The organism is Novosphingobium sp. BL-S-33 (assembly GCF_056857025.1).
Genome location: NZ_CM166474.1, coordinates 3,278,561 through 3,297,958, shown reverse-complemented (window position 1 = coordinate 3,297,958; position 19,398 = coordinate 3,278,561). Strand labels below are relative to the sequence as shown.

Sequence of the window (19,398 nt, the reverse complement as noted above, 5' to 3'; positions counted from 1 at the left end):
AGATGCGTTTCTGGCAAGCAGTTCTGGCAGCGATGACGCTGCTCCTCGCAACCGGGCTCATGGCGACCGGGGCGCATGCGAAGGCTGATGGAACGGCCGGCGCCGGCAAGCCATTTACGGATTGTCGCGATTGTCCGGAAATGATGCCCTTGCCAAAGGGTTCGTTCGACATGGGAATTACCCCCGAAGCCGAGATCGCGCGCGGCATGCCGAAGGCTCAGGCAGGGCGGTCGATGCCGATCACGAAGATCACGTTTGCCAAGGGCTTTTCGATGGGACGCTTCCCCGTCACCATCGCCCAGTTCCGCACTTTTGTCGACGAGACCGGCTACCAGGCGGCAAATGCCTGCTATTCGCAGCACCAGTCCGACGGGCACTTCATTTATGAAGAAGTTCCCGGCTATTCCTGGCGGTCTCCCGGATTTCCGCAGCAGGACAATTACCCCGTCGTTTGCGTGACCGCCGACGATGCCGATGCTTACGCTGCGTGGCTCAGCAAGAAGACCGGGCACCAATATGCTGTTCCTGGAGAAGCGCAGTACGAGTACGCGGCGCGCGCCGGCACCACGACCGACTTCTTCTGGGGCAATGTGCGCGACGACGGCTGCGCTTATTCGAACCAGCCGGATTTCGATCAGGCGGCGGCCATGGGCAATGTCCCCACCGGCCCGCAATATCGCTTTCAGTGCCATGATGGTTACGCCTGGACCTCGCCGGTCGGCCATTACAAGCCGAACCCGTGGGGCCTGTACGACATGCTCGGCAACATCTGGGAATGGACCGCCGACTGCTGGAGTGACAGCCTGAAGGATATCCCGACGGACGGATCGGTTCGCCGCGCAACCGGCGACTGCGATGCGCGGCCTTCGCGCGGCGGTTCCTACGGAAACGCGGCATTCTCGACCTACGTAGCAATCCGCGCGCCGCGGCACGCAAGCTACGTTGGCCACAGCTGGGGCTTCCGAGTGGTTCGCAACGACTAACGAGCCCAGCCGAAGCCTGTCTCAATTTCATCCCGGGCATCTCGGTGCCCGGGACCCTATGCGGGAGACCTGCCTTGTCGAATACGATACCACCCACAGAGGTGCTGCTCGACATCTATTCGCGCATGTCGCTGCTCAAGCAGAACGACGAGAAAATGCGCGGCACGATCAAGTCCGGCCGACTGGTCATGCCCTACTATTCCTACCGCGGACAGGAAGCCATTCCGGCGACCATCTGCTCGCAGCTTCGCAAGACCGATACAATCTCGACGATCTACCGCGGCGTGCACGACATGCTCGCCAAAGGCTGCCCCGTCGATCAGCTTTGGGCCGAACTGGCCGGCCGCGAAACCGGTACCTGCAAGGGCAAGGGCGGTCCGATGCATATCACCCATCCCGAAAGCGGGATGCTGGTGACCACCGGGATTGTCGGATCCTCAATGCCTCTGGCATGCGGCATGGCCTGGGCAAACCGGCTTAAGGGCAGCGATGATGTCACCATCGCCTTCTTCGGAGACGGAGCGAACAATATCGGTTCCTTCCACGAAAGCATGAACCTGGCGTCGATCTGGAAGCTTCCGGTTGTCTTCGTTTGCTCGAACAATCTCTACGGCGAGCATACCAAGTACGAGCACACGACCGCGATCGACCAGATCGCCAATCGTGCCGCAGCCTATTCGATGCCGGGCAAGCGCGTGAACGGGAACGATCCGGTCGAGCTCTACAACGCCGCGCAGGAATCCATTGAGCGCGCGCGCGCGGGTGAGGGCCCGTCGCTGATCGAGGCAATGACATTCCGCTTCCATGGCCATGTCTTCGGCGATTCTGACGACTACATGGACGAAGGCGAGAAGGAACTGCGCGCCAAGGACGATCCCTGGCCCAACTACATCCGCTTCCTCACTGAAAACGGCCACGCGACGCTCGATCAGCTCGAAGCAATCGATCGCGAGCATGCCGACACGATCGAGGCGGCCGTCCAGTTCGCTCTTGATAGCCCATGGCCCGACCTCGCCGAGGTCCGCCGCGATGTCTACGCCGAGGAGGTGGTGGAATGACTTCTCGTATGAACATGATCCAGGCGATCAATCTCGCGCTTCACGATGCCATGGAGGAAGACAATCAGATCCTGATCCTTGGTGAGGACGTCGCTGATCGCGAAGGCGGTGGGGTCGTCGGCATCACCCGCGGACTCTCCACAAAGTACGGCGATGATCGCGTCAAATCGACGCCGATTTCCGAGCAGGGTTTTATGGGCGCCGCTGTTGGCGCTGCCATGATGGGATTCAAGCCGGTCGTTGAAGTCATGCTCATGAACTTCATGACGGTCTGCTCGGACATGGTCGTGAATCATGCCGCGAAACTGCGTTTCATGTCCGGAGGGCAGACGACGGTCCCTCTGGTCATACGCACGATGACGGGAGCCGGGACGGGGAATGCTGCCCAGCATACTGACTTCCTGGAGGCGTGGTTCGCCCATACGGCCGGCCTCAAGGTCGTGATCCCCTCGACGCCCGCAGACGCTTATGGCCTGATGCGCAGTTGCATCGACGATCCCGATCCCTGCATCTTCGTCGAGAACATGCCCTATCTCTGGACGCCGGGCGAGGCGCCCGAGCGGGGCGTTCGCGTTCCCATCGGGAAGGCCAAGGTCATTCGCGAGGGCAGTGATGCGACCGTCATCGGATATGGCCGCGTCATCCAGTTTGCTGCCGAGCAGGCTAACAAGCTGGCGCAGGAGGGGATCTCGCTTGAAGTGATCGACCTGCGTTCCGTTTCGCCCTGGGACGTGGAGGCAGTGATTGCTTCGGTCGAGAAGACCGGAGCTGCGATCGTGATCCATGAAGCTGTCCGCAAGTTCGGCGTGGGCGCGGAAATCGCATCGACCATCCACGAACGACTTCACGGCAGGCTGCGAGCGCCGGTGAAGCGGATCGGGGCAAAGTATGCACCTGTTCCATTCTCCTCGGTACTCGAAGCGGAATCGTTGCCTTCGATGGAGGATCTGGCCGCAGCCGCTCGTGAGTTGGCGAAAATCGAAGCCTGAGACGCGATGCTGCAATCGCGGCGAAGCGTAAGCAACGTGATACCTGAAAGGCAAGTCCATGTACGACGATCAACCGCAGGCCGAAGCGCCTGCCAAGGCCCAGAAGGGCACGCCGGTTTACAAGCGCATTCTCGACCTGTTCGAGGCCGAGGGCATCAAGACCCTGTTCGGTATTCCCGATCCCAACTTCGTCCACCTCTTCCTTGAGGCAGAGACGCGCGGCTGGACGGTGATTTCGCCGCACCATGAGGCGGCCGGCGGCTTTATGGCATCAGCGGCTGCGCGCATCACCGGCAAGCCGGCACTCTGCATCGGTACGCTTGGACCCGGCATGGCCAATCTGATGCCGGCGATCCAGTGCGCCAAGGTCGAGAACGATCCGGTGATCTTCATGGGCGGCCAGCGCGCCCGCATTACCGAGCGACGCGTGCGCCGCGGCCGCATCCAGTTCGTCCGCCAGGAGCCGATGATCGAGGATTCGGTGAAATATTCGGGGTCCATCGAATACGCCGACCAGACTGATGAAATCGTCCGCGAGGCGATCCGCGTTGCCATGTCGGGCACGCCAGGACCGGCCTATATCGAATATCCCGCGCACATCATTCTCGAAGAGCTTGATCTGCCGCCGGTTCTGCCGCCGCACCGCTACCGCCTGACCAACCAGGGCGCGGACGGCGATCGCATTGCCGAAGCCGCCGAGATCATCCGCAACGCCAAGAACCCGGTGCTGCTGGTCGGCCACGGCGTCCACACCTCGAAGTCGGGCGCGGCGGTTCGCGAACTCGCCGAACTGATGCAGTGCCCGGTGATCCAGACCTCGGGCGGCACTTCGTTCATCGAGGGGCTCGAGGACCGCACCTTCCCCTACGGTTTCTCGGAAGCCTCGATCGACGCCGTTGTCGAAAGCGACTGCTGCGTGGCGCTGGCCACCGAACTGGGCGAGCCGAGCCACTATGGCCGCTGGCGCCACTGGGTGGACAACGAAGCCAACCGCAAGTGGATCTACGTCCAGCAGGACCCGACCGCGATCGGCGTCAACCGTCCGATCGACGTGCCGCTGGTAGGCGACGTTCGCGCTGTCGTGCCACAGCTCGTCCGCGCGCTCAAAACGAGCCCGCGCGATCCGTCGGTGAAGCTGGCGGAGTATTGCAAGCGCGGAGCTGCTCAGCTTGCGGAACTGGCAGAGGAGGCCGCGACCAAGCCCGACGGTTCGACCGCGAAGATGCACACCAGCCAGTTCGTCACCGAAGCGACCAAGGCCTTCCCCAAGGACGGCATCCTGATCCGCGACGGCGGAGCCACGGTGATCTTCCAATGGACCTACTCGCAGGCCAAGCCGCATGACGTGATCTGGAACCAGAACTACGGTCACATCGGCACGGGTCTGCCGTATGCCACCGGCGCCATGATTGCCGACAAAGCCCATACGGGGCGCGATCGTCCGGGCATGCTGCTCACCTCGGACTCCTCGTTCCTGTTCCACATCGGCGAACTCGAAGTCGCGGTGCGCAAGAACCTGCCGCTGGTGATCGTGGTCGGCGTCGACTTCCAGTGGGGCCTTGAAGTGGGTGTCTACAAGCGCACCTTCGGGAAGGGCACCAAGGAAACGGGCGTGCACTGGTCCGACAAGGTCCGCTTCGACAAGATCGCCGAAGGCTTCGGCGCGGCGGGCGAATATGTCGAGAAGGCGGCGGACATCGGCCCGGCCATCAAGCGCGCTTACGAGCGTGGCGGCTGCACCGTGATCCACGTGCCGATCGACCCGGCCGCGAACTCGGAAGAAATGCCGAACTATTCGGAATTCCGGACGTGGTACGCCGAAGGAACGCAGTAATTCGGTGACAACTCTTCCTTGACTGAAGCCGCCCGCTCGCTCGAGCGGGCGGCACGGAATGGACCTTGCAATCCGAATCTTCGCTTTTTGGGTTGGGTCTCTTCCAGTCGCTAAGGCTTGTAATGCAGTGCCTCGATCAGCAGGGCGAATGCCGCCTTGGGTTGGCGCCGGCTCGGATAGTAGAGGTGATATCCGGGGAACGGAGGGCACCAGCCTGACAGGACGCGTGTCAGCCGGCCGGATGTCAGGTGTTCCATGACGTAGTCTTCCGGTACGAAAGCGATGCCGAACCCTTCAACCGCTGCCCTGATCACCATGCCGACATCGTTCGAGGCGAACTGCCCATCCACTCGCACGTTGAGTTCGCGGCCCGCTCGTTCCAGTTCCCAGGCGTAAAGACCGCCGGCGGTGGTCAGGCGTAAGTTGATGCAGCGGTGCGCCGCCAGATCCTGGGGTGAATTGGGCATGCCATGTGTTTCGAAATAGGCCGGCGTCGCGACGGCTGCCATTCGCAGTTCCGGACCGATCTTCACCGCAATCATGTCACGCGCAACCTGCTCGCCCAGGCGGACACCGGCATCGAAACGATCGGCGACAATGTCCCGCATGCCCGAATCGACGCTGAGTTCGACCTCTATCTCGGGATAGTCCTGCATCAGCCGGGCAACTGCTGGCCATAGGACGGTATGCGTGGCGTGGACGGGCGCGGTAATGCGCACTTTGCCGGCTGGGCGCTCTCTCATTTCACCGAGGGCATCGAGCTGCGCCTCGATCATGTCAAACGCCGGCAGCAGTCCGGAAAGCAAGCGCTCTCCCGCATCGGTTGGTGATACACTTCTTGTCGTCCGGGACAGGAGGCGCACGCCCAGGCGCGTTTCCAGTTGCCGGATCTTGTGGCTGAGCGCTGATTGCGAGACCCCCATCCTGGCCGCTGCGCGAGTGAAGCTGCGCTCCTGGGCAACGGCCAGAAACACGTTCAGGTCGGACAGGTCATCGCGCGTCATTCATGAGTCCACATGATAAGTTCATGCTCAAATCATGCACTACTCGTGTGCGAGAGGGCAAACTATCTTCCGGGATCTGAACGCGGCGGCCCTATCGCGAGTGGGGCCGCGTCGAGGTATTTTCGCCTCTCTCAGCAATGGGACACGAAGACATGAAACTGATCCGCAACGGCACGCAGCCTTCGGTAAAGGGGGCCGCCGACTGGTTCACCGGCAACGTGCGTATCGATTCCCCGTTCCAGGGCGAAGCCCCTGCGCGCGCCGGCGGCGCCATCGTGACGTTCGAGCCTGGCGCCCGTACCGCGTGGCACACGCATCCGCTGGGGCAGACGCTGATTGTCACGTCCGGCTGCGGCTGGACGCAATGCGAAGGCGAGGAGATCGTCGAGATCCGTGCCGGTGACGTCGTGTGGTGTCCGCCGGGCCACAAGCACTGGCACGGCGCTACGCCGACCACGGCCATGACCCATGTCGCGATCGCCGAACTGTTCGAAGGCCGCGCGGTGGACTGGCTCGAGCATGTTTCCGACGAGCAGTATCTCGCAGGGCCGGCCGTCTGATCGAAGCATCTGCCCTATGACTTCCATTGCAGCGACCGCGTCGACGGTTGCCCACTGAAAGGAAAAAGAATGGCTGAAGTCGTTGTAGTGATCGGCGCGGGTTCCATTGGCATGGCAATCGCCCGGCGGGTGAGCACGGGCAAGCACGTACTGGTGGCGGATTTGCGCGCCGAGACTTTGGAGGTCGTGGCCAACATCATGGCTGATGCGGGGTTTGAAGTCAGCACGGCCACCATCGACATTTCCAGCCGGGCTTCTGTGGAAGCGCTTGTGACCCGCGCCACGCAATTGGGCCCAGTGAGCGGTGTGATCGTCGCGGCGGGCCTCTCTCCCTCACAGGCGGCGGCAGAAAAGATCCTTGAAGTCGATCTCTACGGCACTGCGCTGGTGCTCGAACTCTTCGGGAACGTGATTGCCAGTGGCGGTTCGGGCATTGTCGTGGCATCGCAATCCGGTCATCGTCTTCCCGCGCTGACGCCGGAGGAGGACCATCTGTTGGCGCTGACGCCGGTGGAGGAACTCCTTGCTTTGCCGATGCTGCAGCCCGACCGGATTACCGACCCGCTACTGGCCTATCAGTATTCGAAGCGCTGCAATGTCCTTCGCGTCCGGGCCGAGGCGGCAACGCGCTGGGCGGCGCGCGGGGCGAGGATCAATTCGATCAGTCCTGGCATCGTCATGACTCCGCTGGCCCGCGATGAACTTTCCGGCCCCAGAGCCGGCGGTTATCAGCGGATGATTGACGGCTCTCCCGCCGGCCGGGCGGGGACGCCCGATGAAATCGCATCGCTCGCCGCATTGATGATGGGCCCGGAAGGTGCATTCATCAGTGGCAGCGATTTCCTGATTGACGGCGGCGTCACCGCTTCGTGGTTTTACGGATCGTTGCAACCGTAACTCAAGGGGCAATTGAGGGCTCTCGCGCGAGCGGTCAGGCCGCGTTTGCCATCTGATCGAATTTGAAATCTGTGACTTCGGCGGAGATGGGATACGCAAGACAAGTTTCCAACGCGTCATTCAGGATCGTGAGCAATTCATCCGGCAAAAGTTCGTCCTCGTCGGTGTGGAGCAGGCTGACCGCCAGCGGAGACCCCTTCGGGTAATCGGGAAGCAACGCGCTGAGCGCATTAGCCTGCGTGCCGAAGCCTGCCGGGCCGAATGCATATCTTTCGTGATGGCATTCTTCGATGCGGGCCATCATTTCGCTGAAGGAAAACTTCGAACTGTCGTCTGCTTCCGCATTGAGGCGGCGAACCATTCCTTCCAGCCGGTTTCGCGGCATGGTTGAAAGTAGCATGAGACCTGCTGCGCTCCGGAATAGCGCATCCTTGCGCCCGCTGAGAGGAGGGCGTCGCCAGTCGTGCTCATAGTCCTGTCGCGGTCGCCAAGAGACGACTTGGGCATCAGTTGCAACCATGCTCGTCAATATGACCGTGACGCCGGTTTTCTCTGAGAGGTGGTCAAGGAGGCGCACGATCCGGCCATCCCGTACCAGCTCGGGCTGTCCGCCTGTGCCCAGCAAGGCTGCTCTTGCAGCAATTCGATACGAGCGAGTCTCGTGGTCGCGATAGAGGAGGCCGAGATCGACTAGGCAGTGGAGCAATTCGGATGTGCTTGATTGGGGACGATTGAATTTTCTGACGATGTCCATGACGGTCAGTTCGTCATGGCATTCGTCGAAAAATTCCAGAATCTCAATAACCCGCCTGGCGATTTTTGCCTTATTTGCGGACAAAAAGGGTGCGGCCATCTGTAGTCTCCCGCCGGAATTGTCGTGCTGAAAGTCTGATGTCCATTTTGGACTTCTTCATCAGCGATACCGAATTGTCGGCGGCTCCGGTTTTGAAGCAATGCTATCGACCCATATTTGCCATATTGTGAAGTTCCTTGCCTCCGGTTCGGCTCGATCGATCGTTCAGCCTTTCCCATGTAGAAAGCAGGTGGCGTCGGGGCGTATGGGTGTTTGGGTGTTCGGGTGAGGAGTAGGCAGAGGGATTTCATAATATGGCATAGAATGGCTATCAGCGGTGTACCTGGTTCCACATATGCGCAACAGCGGCGAGGAGATTTCCAACGGACTCGCGCAGGGTGTTGCCGACCGGTTCATCGGATCGCGATTGCGCTGCGTGCTGTCTGGAATTGCCATCACCTGTGCGGACCTCGTCCGCAAGACTGACCAGACTATACGGAGCGATGAATGACCGAAGCATCCACATTGGCTGCACCTGTGGCGAAGCCGGCCCACGTTTCGGCCGATCTCGTCTACGATTTCGACTTGTTCAACGACGCTGCGTTGAAGAAAGATGCTCACGCACGCATCGCGGAAATCGTGCGTGACGCTCCACCAGTTTTCTGGTCCCCGCACAGCGGGGGACAGTGGTTCCTCAAGAGCCACGCCGCCGTTTTCAAGGCGCAGCGGTCGCCGGAAATCTTCGCCAACGCTCCCATTCCGATCGAGCAGCTCAAGGCGATGAATGCTCAGCGGCCGGAAAACGAGCAGATGCTGATCCCAGCGCCGATCGCCTATGATCCGCCGCAACATGCAACGTTTAGGCAGCCTTTGCAGACCGTCTTCTCGCCGCGCGCGATGAACGCGCTCAAGGAGGACATCCGGGCGCTCGCCGTCGAGCTAATCGAAGCGGTCAAGGACGAGGGTGGCTGCGAGTTCATGGGAGCGGTAGCTGAACCGCTACCCGTTACGGTTTTCCTCAAACTCTTCGGGCTGCCAGTTGACCGGCAACGCGAGTACCGCGATCTCGTCACGGAGCATCTTGCCGGGAATGCCGACCTCAGCCCTTCGGCGACGCAGGTCAGGCTTCGCAAGGTGGCGGCCATCATGCGCGACGTAATTATCGATCGCCGCGATAGCCCGCAGGATGATGTCCTTTCCATGCTCTGGCAGGCGGAATTCGATGGAAAGCCCGCGACTTTGGCAGAAATCGAAAACTATGCCGTGATGCTCTTCCTGGCTGGCCTCGATACGGTCTTCAACGGCATGGGCCTGGGCGTGCATCATCTGGCGACGCACCCCAAACTCCAGAAGGAATTGCGGGACAATCCCAAGCTCGTTCCGGATGTCGCGGAGGAAATCCTGCGTCGTTACACCTTTACCGTTCCGGTCCGCTTCGTGATCGAGGATGTTGAGTTCGAGGGGGCGACAATGAAGAAGGGCGATCGTGCGCTCGTCTTCCTTCCGGCGGCCGACCTCGATCCTGCCGAGTTCGCAAACCCCGAAGAATTCGATATTGCCCGGGAGAACAAGGTGCACATTGCATTCGGCACCGGCCCCCATCGCTGCCTGGGATCGCACCTCGCGCGGATCGAACTCCAGGTGCTTTACGAGGAAATGCTTGCCCGGCTTCCCGCCTTTTCTATCGATGCGGAAAAGCCGGTGACATACCATGGCGGCAATGTCATCGGTCCTGACGAACTTCATCTGGTCTGGTGAGCCGGCCGTCATGAAGATCAGAATTGAACGCGCCGCCTGTGTCGGAAACGCCCGCTGCGCGGCCGTTTCGGAAAAGCTCTTTCCGCTCGATGACGACGGTTACATCGCTAGCGATGGTTTCGAGGTTATGAGCGGCGATGAGACGAACGCGCGCCGCGGCGCCAAGTCCTGCCCCGAGCGGATCATCTTCGTGATCGAAGACGACGAAACGGTCAGTTGGCCGCCGAAAAAATAGGTCGGCTGTTACCGGGCGGCCGGGCTCGCGCGTTTCGTGAGCCCGGCATGAGCGTCCCGACGCGGAGTTTCCGCAGCCAAAGTCATTCGAGGAAGGATGCCGAGAGATGAAGATCCTCGTCCCCGTTAAGCGGGTGATCGATTACAACGTGAAGCCGCGCGTAAAGGCGGACGGCACGGGCGTTGACCTGGCCAACGTCAAGATGAGCATGAATCCGTTCGACGAGATCGCGGTCGAAGAAGCTATCCGCATCAAGGAAGCGGGCAAGGCTGAAGAGATCGTTGCCGTCTCGGTCGGCCCGGCCAAGGCGCAGGATACGCTGCGCACCGCACTCGCCATGGGTGCAGACCGTGCGATCCTCATCGAGACCCCAAGTGATTCTGGCCCAGAGGTTGAGCCGCTGGCCGTCGCCAAGATCCTCAAGGCGATCGTTGCCGAAGAGAATCCGGGCCTCGTGATCCTCGGCAAGCAGGCGATCGACGACGATTCGAACCAGACCGGCCAGATGCTCGCTGCCCTCACCGGCCGCCCGCAGGGCACCTTCGCCAGCAAGGTCGAGATCGACGGTGATCACGTTGCCGTGACGCGCGAAGTCGATGGCGGTCTGGAGACCGTGAAGCTTTCGCTGCCTGCGATCGTCACCACCGACCTGCGCCTCAACGAACCGCGCTACGCTTCGCTGCCGAACATCATGAAGGCGAAGAAGAAGCAGCTCGATGTGAAGACCGCCGCCGATTACGGCGTCGACATCGCTCCGCGCCTCAAAACCCTCAAGGTCTCAGAGCCGCCCGTGCGTGTCGCCGGCGTCAAGGTTGCCGATGTCGATGCGCTGGTAGCCAAGCTCAAGGAACTGGGAGTCGCCTAATGAAGACGCTCGTTTGGGTCGAACACGACAACGCGTCGGTCAAGGACGCAACGCTCCACACCGTCACCGCTGCCGCCAAGCTGGGTGAAGTTCACCTGCTGGTTGCCGGTTCCGGCTGCCGTGCCGCTGCCGAGGCTGCCGCGAAGATCGCCGGCGTCGCCAAGGTCCACGTGGCCGACAACGCCGCCTACGAACACGCGCTGGCCGAAAACGTCGCGCCGCTGATCGTGGAACTGATGGGCCACCACGACGCGTTCCTGGCGCCCGCCACTACCACCGGCAAGAACGTCGCCCCGCGCGTTGCCGCGCTGCTCGACGTGATGCAGCTGTCGGACATCCTCTCGGTCGAGGGCGAGAAGACCTTCACGCGTCCGATCTACGCCGGCAACGCCATCGCCACCGTGGAATCGAGCGATGCCAAGCTGGTGATCACCGTGCGCGGCACCGCCTTCGAGAAGGCCGCTGCCGAGGGTGGTTCGGCTGCCATCGAAGACGTCGCCGGTGCCGGTGATGCGGGCCTTTCCAGCTTCATGGGTGCCGAACTCGCGAAGTCCGAACGTCCGGAACTGACCAGCGCCAAGGTGATCGTCTCGGGCGGCCGCGCGCTGAAGGACTCGGAGACGTTCGAACAGTACATCATGCCGCTCGCCGACAAGCTCGGCGCTGCCGTCGGCGCTTCGCGCGCTGCGGTCGATGCGGGTTACGTGCCGAACGACTATCAGGTCGGCCAGACCGGCAAGATCGTGGCTCCCGAAGTCTACATCGCGGTCGGCATCTCGGGCGCGATCCAGCACCTTGCGGGCATGAAGGACTCCAAGACAATCATCGCCATCAACAAGGACGAGGACGCCCCGATCTTCCAGGTCGCCGACGTCGGTCTGGTGGCGGATCTGTTCAGCGCTGTGCCGGAACTCACCTCGGCGGTTTGAGGGGGAAGACGGTCAGATGCGGAGCAATGATTGAAGGAAGTCGTTCGTGACCGAAGAAGATGAGTTGTTCTGCGGCGACCGCGATCCCGTGGCGGTGATGGAGATCGCGCATGTCAAGGCGCTCTATTGCCGTGCAAGCGACGCGCCGGCCTCTGATGCACTTATCAGCCGGCAACTTCTTGAGCGAGTGCTCCATAACGATTTCACTGCCGACTATGGTGCGGTCAGCTTTACTTCCAAGCATAATTTCATCCGGTTCATCATCGAAGACGTTGCTCCTGCCGCGCAATGGGTCTGGCATGCGACGTCGACGCCGCTGATCGTCGTCAATGGGGAGCACGCGACCGGAGAATGGAACGTGCTTGTGAAAATCCGGCGCAAAGATGAGGCCGGCCCGATCGAACTGGCGGGCCGGTATTCCGACCAATTCCGAAAGGTGGGCGGTGCCTGGCAGATAGTGCGAATTGATTTTGCGCCTGTGAAGTGACCGCGGGGTCGCAGAACCAGCGACCCCGCTCCATTGTCTTCAGATCCGTCTGCCGATGACCTTGGTTTCGAGATATTCCTCGATGCCTTCGACGCCCCAGGCGCGGCCGATACCGCTCTGCTTGAAGCCGCCGAAGGGAAGGTCGCCGTGGACCGGAAGACCGCCATTGATACTGACCGATCCCGTTCGAAGCCGTGCCGCAACTGCATTCGCGCGAACTTCATCACCCGACCACACGCTTCCCGACAATCCGTAGTCGCTGTCGTTGGCGATGCGGATGGCATCCTCATCGTCGTCGAAAGGAATGACGACGAGTACGGGGCCAAAGATTTCTTCCCGGGCAATCCGCATGTCGTTGGTGACATCGACGAAGCAGGTCGGCTCGATGAACCATCCGCTGCCGAGGTCTGGGCGAACATTGCCGCCGGCAAGCAGGGTTGCGCCTTCCTCGAGCCCGGTTTTGACATATCCCAGCACCCGGTCGCGCTGACGCTCTGAGATTACCGGTCCCATAACGCAGGCAGGATCGTCGAAATGCCCCCACTTGTCGGAGAAGCCGGCATAGGATGCTCGCAGAACAGCCTTGGCCTCTTCGTAGCGGTGGCGGGGAACCAGCAGGCGGGATTGCACCGCGCAACCCTGTCCGGCGTGAAAGACGAGAATGGAACTTGCGACGACCCTAGCGAAATCCGGTGTATCGTCGAGGATGATCGCGGCCGACTTCCCGCCAAGTTCGAGGAACATGCGTTTTAACGTCTCGGCACCCTCGCGCATGATCCGCTTGCCAACGCCGGTCGATCCGGTGAACGAGATGAGGTCGACACGTTTATCCGTCACCAGCATCTCGCCTGCTGCTGCGGGGTCGCTCGAAGTGAGCACGTTCACGACGCCGGGTGGGAACCCGGCTTGATCGGCCAGCTCTCCAAAGATTGCGCCTGCGAGCGGTGTGTTGGGTGCGGGCTTGAGCACAACGGTGCAACCAGCGAGAAGGGCCGAGACAAGCTTTTCCGCATTCATGTACATTGGGAAGTTCCAGGGCGTGATGGCCCCAACGACGCCAACGGGCTCGCGCACTACATCGCGGTGCGTGACGAGACCTGACACTTGCTTGTCACCGAAATCTTCGCGCCAACGAACTTGCGGATAGACCTCCATGAGGTCGCGCCAGCTGTCGAGGCAATTGCCGACCTGCGCACGCCGGACTGCAACCCACGGTGCGCCCACTTCGTGCCTCGCGATCTCCTCCAGCAGCGCCTGATTCTCAGCGAACAAGTCGTAGAGGCGCCTTACAAGCGTGAAGCGGCGTGCAGGATCCCGGCACCAGTCTGTCGTGTCGAAGGCCCGCCGCGCAGCGGATATTGCAGCATCTACGTCCGCCTTGCCGGCATCGGCGGCTCGGCCGACAACCTCGCCAGTCCAGGGGCCGATGGTGTCGTAGGTTTTGCCGTTTTCGGCCGGGCGCAATTTGCCGTCGATGTAGAGAAGGGCATCGGGCAGGATCGTCATTTCATTAATCCATTGAACAAAGGTTTAGGCACGCTGGCGAATGGCGGGCGGGAGATGAAGGGCTTGGGGGAAAATGTGCCATATTGTGAAGTTCTAGTGCTCGTGACGACGGCGAGTGTCTTCCCCGAGCGCAAAGGTTGAAAGACGCCTGGCCCAGATGATGCAGAATATCGCTGCATTGCAGCATAAATGAAGACGGATGAGGATCGCGGCGGCAGACGCATGCTTGCGGCGTTATTTTCACAATATGACATCGCAAGCATTCAGCCGTTGATGGTTCGCGGCGCTGACCTATTCGTCGAGGTTCAAGCTTCGTGCGAACCAACAATCAACGACAAGGCGCCAAGAATGCCCTGCGAGCCAACCGACACACCCGCACCTGAAACATTCGACATTCCTGCGCTTCGCGAACGCTATAGGTTCGAACGAGACAGGCGGATCGTGCGTGAGGCCGCTGCCCAGTACGAGCGGACCGAGGGAGGGCGGTTTTCGGAAGTTTATGAGAGCGATCCTCATACTCCCTTCGCCGAACGCGCGGCGATCGACGAGGATCTCGAGGTTGCCGTGCTGGGAGCGGGATGGACAGGCGTGCTTGCTGCCTATCACCTTCACAAGGCTGGCATTACTGACTTTCGCAACATCGACCATGCCGGCGGGTGGGGCGGGGTGTGGTATTGGAACCGATATCCGGGATTGCAATGCGACAACGATGCGTACTGCTATCTGCCACTTCTGGAAGAGACCGGCTACATGCCGAAAAGCCAGTTTGCCGATGGATTTGAGATTCTTGATTACATCAATCTGATCGTCGACAAGTTCGGCCTCGGTGAGAAGCCGTTGTTTCATACCCTTGCCCGCTCCTTGCATTGGGACGAGAGCATCGGGCGCTGGCGGATTGAGACGAACCGCGGCGATCGCATTCGCGCTCGCTTTGTGGTCATGGCGAATGGCCTCCTCAACGTGCCCAAGCTCCCGGGCGTGCCCGGCATTGGCAGCTTCAAGGGCGAAATTTTCCACACCAGCCGATGGGACCACGAATATACCGGGGGCACGCACCGCAATCCGGTCCTCGACAGGCTTGGCGACAAGCGCGTCGCCATTGTTGGGACCGGTGCAACGGCAATCCAGGCGGTTCCCTATCTGGGCCAGTACGCTAAGCACCTCTATGTTGTTCAGCGTACGCCTTCGACCGTCGATGTTCGCGTGAACCCGAAGACCGATCCGGACTGGTTTCACGGCCAGCAGCGTGGCTGGCAGCGAGCGCGCCAAGAAAACTTCCAGCGCGGTGCGATTTTCGGCCTTCTGAAGGGTGAAGCCGACCAGATCTGTGACATCTGGACTGAGATAAACCGGAACCTTTCTGCCGAACTCGAGGCCGAGGGGTGGCCTGAGACTTCGATCGGCGACTTCCTGCAAAAACGGGAGACCATCGACTATCAGGTGATGGAGCGGCTGCGGGCGCGAGTCGAGGACATCGTCGAGGACAAGGAAACGGCCGAAGCGCTGAAGCCCTGGTACAGGTTCCTGTGTAAACGACCGGCCTCAAACAATGAGTTCTATCCGACTTTTAACCGACCCAATGTCTCGCTTGTTGATGTTTCCGGATCGCGCGGGATCGAGCGGATCACCGAGACCGGGTTCGTGGCGAACGGGAATCAATACGACGTTGACTGCATCATTTTTGCCAGCGGCTTCGAGGTGACCGGTGGTCTGGAACGGCGGTGGGGCCTGGATGCAATCGAAGGCGTTGGCGGAGTTTCTCTCTACGATCACTGGCGTGATGGCTATAAAACACTCCACGGAATGATGACCAGCGGCTTTCCAAATCTCTTCTTCACTGGGTTCATTCAGAGCGCGTTCAATGCGACGACCACCGAGATGATGAGCCAGCACGGCAAGCACATCGCGCATCTAATCCGCGAGACTCGGGAAAAAGGCGCCTTGCGCGTCGAACCGACTGAGACCGGGCAAGCCGATTGGGTGCGGCACGTAAAGGAAACTGCCGTCGATCAGTCCGCTTTCATTCGCGAGTGCACGCCAAGTTACTTCAACGGTGAAGGCGCCGAAAAGGGTGAATTCTACCTTGGCGACAGCTATGGACCAGGATGGTACGCCTTCGAAGAACTCTTGGTGAATTGGCGAGACGAAGGCACGTTCGCAGGCCTGGCGTTAGCCTGAGGGCAGCCCGGATGGACAAAATGCTTCAGACACTGCGCGACGAGTGGGTGATCCGGCGATTGCTTGCCAATTATGCGGATATCGTCAGTCGAAAGGACGCCGAAGCCCTTCGGGAGCTGTTTGTCGCCGATGCGGTCGTCATCATTGCTGGCGGTGAACCACGTGTTGGCCATGACGCCATCGTCAGCGGATTTGCGCGGACGGTGGAAGGGTTTTCCTACCTCCACCAACGAGGTGAAGGTGGCCTGATCGAAATCGAAGGCGACGTGGCCCGGTCACGCAGCAGCGTGATGGAGTTCAATCGCGCGCTCGATCACGACGTCGTCAATTTGATCTTCGGTATTTACGAAGACGAGTTTCGAAGATCGGGCGAGGGTTGGCGTTTCTCGAATAGGCGGTTCACATTGCAATACCGCGCCGTCCTGCCTGCTACGCAGCTAAACGAGTTCCCGCCGTTTATTGAGTCATTTCTGTTGCGGCCTTTGGTATGAAGATTGCCCAATGCGGTGCGGCCTGAGATCGGGCGCTTGCTGCTACAATGTGGGACGATCTGGCCATCCTCGTTGAATGTGCGATCTGGACTACGCACTCCTGAGCATAGCTGGGAATGGGGTGAAAGAAGTGCCCGCTGAACCGGCTGAAGTTACGCAGCGCGAGATCAACTTGCGCGCTACAGGGGAGGGAATGGACGATGGGCTATCCCATGATGAGGCTCGTGCTGCTTGCCTCGGCTGGATTGGCAAGTGCGCCGGCGGCATATGCGCAGCAGGATGATACTTCACTGCGAAGCGAAATCATCGTTACCGCGCAGCGCAGGCAGGAAAGGCAGGTCGATGTTCCGATTACAGTTACCACGCTCGACCAGGCGCAGTTGACGACAGCAAATGTCCAATCGCTCGGGGATATCGGAAGGGTTACTCCTGCGCTTCGTTTCGACAAGCAGAACGCCTTCGTCCAGCCCTCGATCCGCGGCATCGGAACCGCAGTAACAAGCTCGGGTGTTGGCTCTAATGTCGGCATTTATGTCGACGGCTTTTATTCTCAGAATTCGCTGGCCGCTGACTTCGATCTCCTCAGTGTCAGCAGCATCCAGGTTCTCAAGGGGCCGCAGGGGACGCTGTTCGGCCGTAATACAACAGGCGGCGCAATCCTGATCCAATCAGTGGATCCGAGCGAGGAAACATCGGCCACCGGAAAGATTTCCTACGGCAGGTTCAACGAACTGAAGCTTCAGGGTTATGCGACCACGGGACTTGCGTCTGGCGTGGCGATGGACGTGGAAGGATCCTACCGTCACGGCGACGGATTTCAGACGGATCTGACGACCGGTAGCGACACGGTTGGGCGCCATGAGTCCTGGTCAGTTCGCACCGGGCTGAAGGCCGACCTGACGAGCGACGTTTCGGTCCTCCTGCGGTATTCGCACAGTCACCTCGACGACCCGACGCCCAACCTAGCGGTGCCATTCGACGATCCGGAGCTCGGAATCACTGCCCCTATGCCCGCGCTCCTTGCCGCTCTTGGCGGGACTTACACCACAGGTCGCAACGACTGGGTGGGGGATGTCATGCCTTTCGTCCGCACAACCTCCAACGTCTACCAGGGCACGGTTAAAGCAGATCTCGGCTTCGCCAACCTGACATCGTATACCCAGTATCGCCAGGAGGATAGCGATCTCAATCAGGACCTCGACCGGTCCTCCGCGGTGATCTTTTCCGGCGGTTTCACCGTGGCTGACAAGACATTCAGTCAGGAGCTGCTTCTTACGTCCAAACCTGGCCCTCGCCTGCAGTGGACCGCGGGCCTGTTCTATTTCTCGAACAAGGATATCTGGCGCTTCTACCTCGATAATGACTATCCGACGCGGGTGCAGGTGACAGGCTCGGGGACAACGACGCGCACGGCGGCGGGCTACGTCGACTTGACCTATGAGCTTTCGCCCAAATGGTTCGTCACAGCGGGCGCGCGTCTAAGTCATGACCAGATCGATGATGCGTATTACATCGCGCCCTCGTTCAGCGGCATCATAGTTCCGGTGACGAAAGAACAGGCCGACGCGGTCAAGGGTGAGCACGTCACGCCGCGCGTGGTTTTGCGCTACAAGCCCGACGACCGCTCGAGCATCTATGCTTCTTACAATCGCGGCTACAAGGCAGGCATGCTCGACGTAGGTGGTTCCACCGGCAATCCGGTTGCCCCGGAGACCATTGATGCATTCGAGGTCGGCTACAAGTTTGACAATCGGGTCATTTCCGCCGAATTCGCCGGCTTCTACTATGACTATCGCAACCTTCAGGTCTCGCTGTTCACGGGCAATCCGCCCTCGGCGAAAATCCTGAACGCCGCAACATCTGAAATTTACGGCCTGGAAGGTCAGATACAGGCCAGGGTCGATGCGCACGTCGACCTCAACGCCGGAGCGACCTGGACGCACGCCCGCTACAAACGCTTCGATGCGCCGCTATACACTAGCTGTGTTCAGAACTTCGATCCTGCTGCCTGCAGTGCAGGTGCGAGCTTCTACCAGGAACAGGTCACTTTGCGAGATGTGCCAATGCAGCATGCGCCGGCATTCTCGGGTAATGTCGGCGGCCGCTATCATACGGAAATAGCAGGCGGCGAATTCGCACTTTCCGGTAACCTCTACTACACGTCTAAATTCTATTTCGGTCCTTCGGGAACGCAATTCCCGCAGAACGGATACGAGATTCTTTCGTTGCGTGCACAATGGACGGACCCGAGTGATCACTACACTGTGGCAGTCTATGGCGACAATTTGACGAACCGTCGCTACAAGAACCAAGTGCAGTACAATAATTTCAGTATTGGCGCGACATACAACTCTCCTATTGCATACGGGGCGGAGCTTAGTGTGCATTTCTGAAGGCAGGTAGATCTAAATGATGTGATCCGAAGCGGTGGTATCGAGATTGTTCGCCCAATTCGCGATGTTGCTGCTTCGGAACGTCAATTTTACAATGCGGCAACAAATTTTGATTCTGCATTGTATCGCCGTTGGCTGCGCCGTAGTCCCGTAGGGGAGTTACCATTCGCTTGATGTCATGGATGGGGTGTTGTCGAGAATCGATTCGCAGCAAATGGCAGGCGATGAGGCAAAGTGGATTGCGCTCGTATCCCGGACTTCTGTGGATTTCGTTATTGCGCCCGGGATCTCGAGAGATCGGGTGGGGAATTCGCGCTGAGGAGCCCAGCCTCCGGAAGCGCCTTCAAAAATAGACCCTCCGACAAACCTCAATGTAAAATCGAAAATTCCACATGATGGAAATTCATGCGTTTTCTCATTGTCGCGTGGTGTGGCCGC

The 19,398-nt window shown here is 60.1% G+C and carries 17 protein-coding genes; 14 read left to right on the top strand and 3 right to left on the bottom strand.

All coding sequences use genetic code 11. The features are described 5' to 3' along the window. Window positions 1–2 precede the first annotated feature (2 nt). The 4 genes from AC1VVM_RS15325 (at window position 3) to AC1VVM_RS15310 (ending at window position 4,864) form a co-directional block, all read left to right on the top strand. Window positions 3–983 carry a formylglycine-generating enzyme family protein gene (locus tag AC1VVM_RS15325; RefSeq protein ID WP_482955417.1) on the top strand — a complete coding sequence of 327 codons (981 nt, stop codon included), beginning with the start codon at window positions 3–5 and terminating at the stop codon, window positions 981–983. A gap of 74 nt (window positions 984–1,057) precedes the next feature. Next, window positions 1,058–2,041, top strand: coding sequence for a thiamine pyrophosphate-dependent dehydrogenase E1 component subunit alpha (locus AC1VVM_RS15320; RefSeq protein ID WP_482955416.1), 984 nt, complete (start codon window positions 1,058–1,060; stop codon window positions 2,039–2,041). Further along, the gene (locus AC1VVM_RS15315; RefSeq protein ID WP_482955415.1) at window positions 2,038–3,030 is read left to right on the top strand and encodes an alpha-ketoacid dehydrogenase subunit beta; all 993 of its coding nucleotides are present in this window, start codon (window positions 2,038–2,040) and stop codon (window positions 3,028–3,030) included. The genes AC1VVM_RS15320 and AC1VVM_RS15315 overlap by 4 nt, the downstream gene beginning before the upstream one ends. 58 nt (window positions 3,031–3,088) lie before the next feature. Continuing rightward, window positions 3,089–4,864 (top strand): thiamine pyrophosphate-binding protein, encoded by a 1,776-nt coding sequence (locus tag AC1VVM_RS15310; RefSeq protein ID WP_482955414.1) that lies wholly within the window; start codon window positions 3,089–3,091, stop codon window positions 4,862–4,864. Window positions 4,865–4,974: 110 nt separating this feature from the next. Here the strand turns inward: AC1VVM_RS15310 and AC1VVM_RS15305 are convergent, their stop codons facing one another. Beyond that, a complete protein-coding gene (locus AC1VVM_RS15305; protein ID WP_482955413.1) occupies window positions 4,975–5,868 on the bottom strand; it encodes a LysR family transcriptional regulator in 894 nt (297 codons plus the stop codon). 152 nt (window positions 5,869–6,020) lie between these two features. Between AC1VVM_RS15305 and AC1VVM_RS15300 the strand changes: the two genes are divergently transcribed. Both AC1VVM_RS15300 and AC1VVM_RS15295 read left to right on the top strand, forming a co-directional pair. Continuing rightward, entirely contained in the window at window positions 6,021–6,428 is a 408-nt protein-coding gene (locus AC1VVM_RS15300) for a (R)-mandelonitrile lyase (protein ID WP_482955412.1), read from the top strand. A 69-nt stretch (window positions 6,429–6,497) separates the two neighbouring features. After that, window positions 6,498–7,325 carry an SDR family oxidoreductase gene (locus AC1VVM_RS15295; RefSeq protein ID WP_482955411.1) on the top strand — a complete coding sequence of 276 codons (828 nt, stop codon included), beginning with the start codon at window positions 6,498–6,500 and terminating at the stop codon, window positions 7,323–7,325. A 34-nt stretch (window positions 7,326–7,359) separates the two neighbouring features. On the opposite strand, the gene AC1VVM_RS15290 is transcribed toward AC1VVM_RS15295, so the two are convergent. Beyond that, the gene (locus tag AC1VVM_RS15290; protein WP_482955410.1) at window positions 7,360–8,178 is read right to left on the bottom strand and encodes a helix-turn-helix domain-containing protein; all 819 of its coding nucleotides are present in this window, start codon (window positions 8,176–8,178) and stop codon (window positions 7,360–7,362) included. A 525-nt stretch (window positions 8,179–8,703) separates the two neighbouring features. On the opposite strand from AC1VVM_RS15290, the gene AC1VVM_RS15285 reads away from it, so the two are divergent. The 5 genes from AC1VVM_RS15285 (at window position 8,704) to AC1VVM_RS15265 (ending at window position 12,392) form a co-directional block, all read left to right on the top strand. Then, window positions 8,704–9,876: a cytochrome P450 gene (locus AC1VVM_RS15285; protein WP_482955409.1), complete on the top strand. Its 1,173-nt coding sequence runs from the start codon at window positions 8,704–8,706 to the stop codon at window positions 9,874–9,876. Next, window positions 9,830–10,111: a ferredoxin gene (locus AC1VVM_RS15280; RefSeq protein WP_482955408.1), complete on the top strand. Its 282-nt coding sequence runs from the start codon at window positions 9,830–9,832 to the stop codon at window positions 10,109–10,111. The genes AC1VVM_RS15285 and AC1VVM_RS15280 overlap by 47 nt, the downstream gene beginning before the upstream one ends. A 106-nt stretch (window positions 10,112–10,217) precedes the next feature. Next, complete coding sequence (locus AC1VVM_RS15275) at window positions 10,218–10,976, top strand: electron transfer flavoprotein subunit beta/FixA family protein (RefSeq protein WP_482955407.1); 759 nt, start codon at window positions 10,218–10,220, stop codon at window positions 10,974–10,976. Further along, window positions 10,976–11,905 (top strand): electron transfer flavoprotein subunit alpha/FixB family protein, encoded by a 930-nt coding sequence (locus AC1VVM_RS15270; protein ID WP_482955406.1) that lies wholly within the window; start codon window positions 10,976–10,978, stop codon window positions 11,903–11,905. Before AC1VVM_RS15275 ends, AC1VVM_RS15270 begins: the two co-directional genes overlap by 1 nt. Before the next feature lie 46 nt (window positions 11,906–11,951). After that, on the top strand, window positions 11,952–12,392 hold the full coding sequence (locus tag AC1VVM_RS15265; RefSeq protein WP_482955405.1) for a nuclear transport factor 2 family protein: 441 nt from the start codon (window positions 11,952–11,954) through the stop codon (window positions 12,390–12,392). A 39-nt stretch (window positions 12,393–12,431) separates the two neighbouring features. Here the strand turns inward: AC1VVM_RS15265 and AC1VVM_RS15260 are convergent, their stop codons facing one another. Beyond that, a complete protein-coding gene (locus AC1VVM_RS15260; protein ID WP_482955404.1) occupies window positions 12,432–13,898 on the bottom strand; it encodes an aldehyde dehydrogenase family protein in 1,467 nt (488 codons plus the stop codon). Between the two features lie 189 nt (window positions 13,899–14,087). On the opposite strand from AC1VVM_RS15260, the gene AC1VVM_RS15255 reads away from it, so the two are divergent. The 3 genes from AC1VVM_RS15255 (at window position 14,088) to AC1VVM_RS15245 (ending at window position 18,960) form a co-directional block, all read left to right on the top strand. Then, window positions 14,088–16,076 carry a flavin-containing monooxygenase gene (locus AC1VVM_RS15255; protein WP_482955403.1) on the top strand — a complete coding sequence of 663 codons (1,989 nt, stop codon included), beginning with the start codon at window positions 14,088–14,090 and terminating at the stop codon, window positions 16,074–16,076. 11 nt (window positions 16,077–16,087) lie between these two features. Beyond that, window positions 16,088–16,567 carry a nuclear transport factor 2 family protein gene (locus tag AC1VVM_RS15250; protein ID WP_482955402.1) on the top strand — a complete coding sequence of 160 codons (480 nt, stop codon included), beginning with the start codon at window positions 16,088–16,090 and terminating at the stop codon, window positions 16,565–16,567. A 200-nt stretch (window positions 16,568–16,767) separates the two neighbouring features. Further along, complete coding sequence (locus tag AC1VVM_RS15245) at window positions 16,768–18,960, top strand: TonB-dependent receptor (RefSeq protein ID WP_482955401.1); 2,193 nt, start codon at window positions 16,768–16,770, stop codon at window positions 18,958–18,960. Window positions 18,961–19,398 lie beyond the last annotated feature (438 nt).